General features: G+C 31.8%; 6 protein-coding genes, 1 tRNA gene and 1 pseudogene. 4 read left to right on the forward strand and 4 right to left on the reverse strand.

The window, feature by feature from the left end; genetic code table 11:
• Positions 1 to 225 precede the first annotated feature (225 nt).
• The 3 genes and pseudogenes from WKI77_RS03370 to WKI77_RS03380 form a co-directional block, all read left to right on the forward strand.
• A pseudogene (locus WKI77_RS03370) lies at positions 226 to 400 on the forward strand (IS607 family transposase); the annotation flags it as partial.
• A 464-nt stretch (positions 401 to 864) separates the two neighbouring features.
• Positions 865 to 1947 (forward strand): Xaa-Pro peptidase family protein, encoded by a 1083-nt coding sequence (locus WKI77_RS03375; RefSeq protein WP_337860420.1) that lies wholly within the window; start codon positions 865 to 867, stop codon positions 1945 to 1947.
• 176 nt (positions 1948 to 2123) lie between these two features.
• Positions 2124 to 2615 (forward strand): 2'-5' RNA ligase family protein, encoded by a 492-nt coding sequence (locus WKI77_RS03380; protein ID WP_337860421.1) that lies wholly within the window; start codon positions 2124 to 2126, stop codon positions 2613 to 2615.
• A 918-nt stretch (positions 2616 to 3533) separates the two neighbouring features.
• Here the strand turns inward: WKI77_RS03380 and WKI77_RS03385 are convergent.
• From WKI77_RS03385 to WKI77_RS03395, 3 genes are all read right to left on the reverse strand, one after another.
• The gene (locus tag WKI77_RS03385; protein WP_337860422.1) at positions 3534 to 4319 is read right to left on the reverse strand and encodes a transposase; all 786 of its coding nucleotides are present in this window, start codon (positions 4317 to 4319) and stop codon (positions 3534 to 3536) included.
• Positions 4316 to 4474 (reverse strand): helix-turn-helix domain-containing protein, encoded by a 159-nt coding sequence (locus WKI77_RS03390; RefSeq protein WP_337860423.1) that lies wholly within the window; start codon positions 4472 to 4474, stop codon positions 4316 to 4318. Before WKI77_RS03390 ends, WKI77_RS03385 begins: the two co-directional genes overlap by 4 nt.
• A gap of 182 nt (positions 4475 to 4656) precedes the next feature.
• Positions 4657 to 4731 (reverse strand) — tRNA-Arg (locus WKI77_RS03395).
• Positions 4732 to 4822: 91 nt separating this feature from the next.
• Between WKI77_RS03395 and WKI77_RS03400 the strand changes: the two genes are divergently transcribed.
• Positions 4823 to 5536, forward strand: a complete 714-nt coding sequence (locus tag WKI77_RS03400) for a DnaJ domain-containing protein (RefSeq protein ID WP_337860424.1) — start codon at positions 4823 to 4825, stop codon at positions 5534 to 5536.
• Here the strand turns inward: WKI77_RS03400 and WKI77_RS03405 are convergent.
• Positions 5533 to 6044: MBL fold metallo-hydrolase (locus WKI77_RS03405; RefSeq protein ID WP_337860425.1), on the reverse strand; the 512-nt coding region annotated here is incomplete at its 5' end. The genes WKI77_RS03400 and WKI77_RS03405 overlap by 4 nt on opposite strands.

Below are 6044 nucleotides of genomic sequence, written 5' to 3' on the forward strand. Positions count from 1 at the left end.
TATATTCCTATATATATGTTATTTCCAGAATAGTTTTACGTTTTTTAGGAATTTATCTCTCAGCATTTAATGAATTTAAGGTTTTACCCTGTTAAAATTTGAAATGCCTATAGGGAGGTGAGTTTTCCGATAAATAATCATGCTATTTGGTTAATTAGTAGAGTTAGAAAATATAATCAATTATAGTGATACTCTTATGTACTATTGACATGTATGCTATTAACAATGAAAGCCGAAGAATTCATGAATTTATTGCAGATATCCAGAAGGACACTTCATGCCCAATAAGAGGTACAATTACAACGAGGAAGATATTTATAAGATACTTAATAAGGATGTAAAGAGGAAAACTGTTCTCTATGCCTGTGTATCAACAGCAAAATCAAGGCTGGAAGCAGAATGTGAACATGGGACATAAGAATAACCAGAAGTTTGTTTAAATACCATATAATAAGCTAATATCCAGGATAATATATAAAGCAGAAGAATCAGGAATACAAACCATAGTTATTGATGAATCATATACAGACAAGACATCATTCCCTGATAATGAAAAAATAGAGCATCATAATAAGTATGCAGGAAAGAGGATATCAGGGGGCTTATTCAGAACATCTAAAGGAATAATAATTAATGCAGATGCCAATGCTGCATACAATATGATAAGAAAAGCAATCACGGAATCATTATAGGGATAGAGGGTGTTGGGTTGCACCCACGAAGTTTAAGCACCAAAAAGATGATAACTTCCAAAGGAGTCTGTTAACATTGTTAACAAATTTCACAACATCAGTGCCTGTTAAAATACTGCCATCTTTGATACTCAATTGAGAAACTTTTAATACACCGATTATATAGAAACTAATGCAATTAAATGATATATTTTACATTAGAAGAGCGAAGTTAAAGAGGATTATGAATAAAGGTGATTCGGCATATATAATATTAAATCCGGTAAACATATATTATTTTACTGGATTCTACGCCGAAGGAGTTGATAGGCTGATTGCACTAATTCTAACAGGAACAAAGGATATACTTTTGGTACCTGAATTGCATAAGCAGGAAGCAGGTGCCATAAAAAATATTGATGTGGTTTCCTGGGATGATTCTGTTGATCCCTGGAATATTTTAAAATTACAATTTGCCCGGCATTATGATTCCATTGGACTTGAACACAATTTTCCCATTTTTGCATATAAAATGTTATTCTTTGATAAGAATATTGAATTAATTGACAGCGAAATATCACAATTAAGGTCCATAAAAGATAAGACAGAAATAGAGAATATAAAGAAGGCAATAGAAATATCTGAAAAATCATTAAAACAATCATTGCCAGATATTTCTGAAAATATAACTGAAAGGCAATTCTCCCATATTCTGGACGCCAATATGGAGGAAAATGGTGCATCAGGGCTTGCATTTCCAACTATAGTTTCTTTTGGAGAGAATGCTGCAAATCCACATCATATGCCAGACAGTACAAAACTCAAGAAAAATCAATGCGTTGTAATTGATTTTGGAAGCAGGTACAATATGTACTGTTCTGATATGACAAGAACTTTCGTTTATGGAAAACCTGATGATGATTTTTTGAATGCTTATAATACAGTAAAAAAAGCTCAGAAAGTAGGATGTGAAAATGCTTCAAGTGCCATAAATGGCAGAGATCTTGACGGTATAGTAAGGGAGGTAATTGCAAAATCTGGATATGGAAAATATTTCATACACAGAACAGGTCATGGAATCGGACTTGATGAACATGAAAACCCTTACGTTGATTTCAAAAATACAGAGTTATACTTGCCTGGGAATACAATTACTATAGAACCTGGCATTTATGTTCCTGGCAAATTTGGTATTAGGATTGAAGATATTGTTTTAATTACAGATAATAAAAGCATTAACATGAATTCCTTATCTCATGATCTGGAAGTATTGTAATTACAATAATTAAATAAACTTTTGATTTGTAATATTGATTGATGATTTTATCTTAGTTATATCCTATGATTTATTATTTAAATTGCATAAATGATGCATGAGCACATATCAAATTTTTAGCACAATCTAATGTATGGATGCAAAGATGATATACATTAATGAAATTATTCACTAATATGAAAGAAAACCTTTTATCGCGAATTTTTATTGGGTCAAAAACCGATATAGATCAGGAATTTTACGATTCTTTAGTTTTTCCTGGAAAGAAAACTAATATATCATTGTTGCACTTAACATATTATTTCTTTGGCGATATCAATGAAAGCAAAATCACTGAAATTATAGAGAAAATGATGTATATAAAATACAGTAAAATAAATACAAAAATAACGGGAATAGGTGGATTTCCCAGCAACGATCATGCTAGAATCATATACCTTTCTCTTGCAATTGATGTTATTCCTTTTTTCAATAATCTAATGGATATTCTAAATGTAAAAAACAAAAATTTTGTTCCACATATTACTCTTTACAGGTCTAAAAATTACATAAACATTAAAACTATTCAATTGAATTATAGTGTTGTTATAGAAAGCGTATGCCTCTATCAAAGCATATTTGATGGAAAAAGGCAATACAAACCTTTATATTGCGCAGAATTTAAATAAACTGCTAATAACATTGTATAATCCATATTTTATATTAATTCAGATTCTTGTAAAGATAATATGCAAATAAAATGCCTAAGTGTTTAGTTCACAATTATATTTCATACAAAATAATTCAAATTTAGATAAATTTGTCTATTATTAACCAACGATTAAATTTATCCTGTACAAATATAAATCTAGAAGATTAGTTACATTATTATTACCGAAGATATTTTCAAATAACTCCTAAAATCTAATTTTTGATTCCAACATTTTATAAAACATCAAAAATAAATAAAAAATCTAAGAGAATTTCAGTAAAAACTGGTAGTGTAAGTAATTTGCTGTAAAATTAATAAGGTCTTGCATAATTTATATTTGGAAGTGATAAAAATGCAAGACTAATTAAAAACAATACATGAGATAATATACTTTTCCGTCCAAAAGAAGTATAACTACGTTCGTATCAAAATAATTCAAAATTTGTCACATTCCATTATAAATTTATTCAATGCATTATCGAGGCGTAAGGATACCATATCATCATAATCCTGATCCTAGTTATTTGATATGCGTAATAATTATCCCAGAGGTTAAAGTTTTTTCATTCCTGGGTTTATAATTGTATTTAATGCTGCATTTCTTGAATCGAAAATACAAGCTTCTACCATTTTGTCTATTTCAGTTAACGTTGTTTTTCCAGCCTCAACGGAACAACATCTGTATTCATACGTATTTTATCTGTATACTATACTTATATTTTTTGCAAATTTAAATTTGATTGTAACAATTATGATAATATTTCCCTAAAACAATGTTATATTATTTAATGGCAGCTTATAAAATGTGAGAATAGTTTGATATATGGAAAAATATTTAAAATTATTTCAGAAACCTTACAGTAAAACAATAAGAAAGAAATTGTATTATTTTAAACTAACTGTACAATAAATATGTTAAGAATTGAACAATATAAGTTATTTCCAATAGAACTGACTTTATTTTGCTCACATCAAAGGGCGATGAGGCAATATCAATATTTGCTGACATCCTCTGCATCCCCTGAATGTTCAGGTCTTCAATCACAACTGTGCCGTAATGCTTGGCTATCACACCTGACACCTTATGGTTGAAGTCCGTTCTTACATCCCTGATATGCTGATAGATTTTCTGTACATTGACTATCTGTTTCTTCCTGTTGTTTGACCCTTTTTTCTTTCTTGAAAGCTTTCTCTGTTCTCTTTTAAGTTTCTTCTCCATTTTCCTGTAACTGTTTAAGGGTTCAACCTGTATTCCATCTGATGTGGTAATGAAGTGTTTAATTCCCAGATCAATACCCATTAAGCCTTTTGCTTGATCCAATGCAGCATTGGTTTCATACAGGATCGATGCGTAATAGCGTTCCACATCCCTGGTGACAATAACCTGGTTTATATTAGTAATCTGAGAAGTATCAAAATGATCCCTGAACACCATTCCTTTAAGGAATTTGGGCATTATAATTCTGTTTCCTTCGATTCTTGCATTTAAAGGAACAATAAAATACTGGTTGTCTTTCTTTGATCGGAATTTAGGGTATGCACTGTTTTTTCTGAAGAATGCAGTAAAGGCGTTATCAAGCTTCCTCAACGTCTGCTGGAGTGATTGTGAATTGATTTCCGCAAGCCAGGAAAAATCTCTCTTCAATTGCGGAAGCATCTTACATGCCTGGAAATAGTTCATTCCCTGTGCCTTCCCTCGGCTTTGGATTCAGCGTAATATTCAGTTCTGGCTTCAAGAAAATGGTTCCATATAAAATGGTTTGCCCCGAAGTGCTTTTCTAGAAGGATGATCTGTTCCTTACTGGGATATAATCGCACCTTCAAGGCTTTAATCATTGAATATAGGAATACATACTTTATTATAAACCTTCACACTTCATCCACATCGCAAGCTCAGTGGCTTTCGTGCTTTAAGTGTTTGTAAATAGATTTTATGGCTTATGCAATAAGTATGGGTTGAGATAATTAGTATAATAGTTAGAAAAAAATCCGATAAAAAAACTGAAAATAGCATTTTACGGGCCCGGTGGGATTTGGACCCACGATCACCGACTTAGAAGGACGGTGCCTTATCCATACTAGGCCACGAGCCCGCTTTCGATATTTTAGAATCTAATATAAGTATTTCTATGGGAATTGTATGGCACTGCAAATATTTATACCATGCCTGAATAACTAAGCCTTATGAGCATACCAGATTATGTTCCATTTTCGGATTTTGGCATCCCAGAAAAGATTAAGAAAAAGAATAACAGGCTTTTCTTTGACAATGATTTATCAGGATTTAATGGCAAAAAAGTCTACCAGTATATCTTTCTTTACTGGATTTCGGATGATTCAATAATTTATAATGGCAAAAAATTAGCCAAAATCTCTGTAAATGGCAATCTGCTTCAGAGAAAAGTGCTTTACAGGCAGAACGTTTTTGATAAATTTGGAGATACTCAGTGGACATTCAGCCTTGCTGATAGTGTTAATAATGGAATAATTCTTTGCTATTACCATAATAATGAAGGGCATAGAGCATTTGCACATATATTCATAGATAAATCATTGAAACACAAAGTATCGTCAATAGTTGTACAAACCTTAATGAAAGCCTCTGAAAAATATGGAATGGCCATAAAGGAAGGCTATGTTTTTTATGAATATATGGATGAGAAAAATTACAAAAATGAAGCACCAGAGAAATCTGTAGATGAAGAAACTAAGTTGTTTGAAACACTGGAAATAGAACCAACTAATAATCCAGAAATTATCAAAAATGCATATAGAAAAATGGCTAAAATATACCATCCAGATCTGGCATCACAGGAAAATCAGGATAATTATTCGGAAAAAATGAAAAATATAAATTATGCCTACGAAAAATTATATAAAAAATATTATAGAAATTAATTTATTTCAAATTCATGGCCATTAAAAGGCAATATAAATTTGTATTCAGGAAGTGCTTCTTCAAGCTTCTCTCTCTGATCTCCATGGCATAATACTACTACTTCTGGATCTACTCCTTTTACAAACTTTACAAGGTCTGAATGACCTGCATGAGCAGAAAGATCAAAGAAATCAATTTTCATTGCTGGTTTGATTGTAGCACCGGCAATCTGTATTGTTCCATTTTCAATAAGGCTTCTTCCATTTGTTCCATCTACCTGGTATCCAGTAAGGAATATTGCAGATTTTGGATCGTTAGCGTAAGCATCTATATATCCAAGAACAGGCCCACCATCAAGCATCCCGGAAGTGGTTATTATTATATCTGCTTCCTTTATAGCTTCCTGCCTCATTCTGTTGTTTCTGATCTGGATTACACGGCCCATTGACTTCCTGAACAGCTTAGGATCTTTAATAAACCCCGGTGTATCCATATATATCCATGATATCTTATTTCCCATGCCATCAA

It is taken from the genome of Ferroplasma sp. (assembly GCF_037442045.1).
GTDB lineage: Archaea > Thermoplasmatota > Thermoplasmata > Thermoplasmatales > Thermoplasmataceae > Ferroplasma.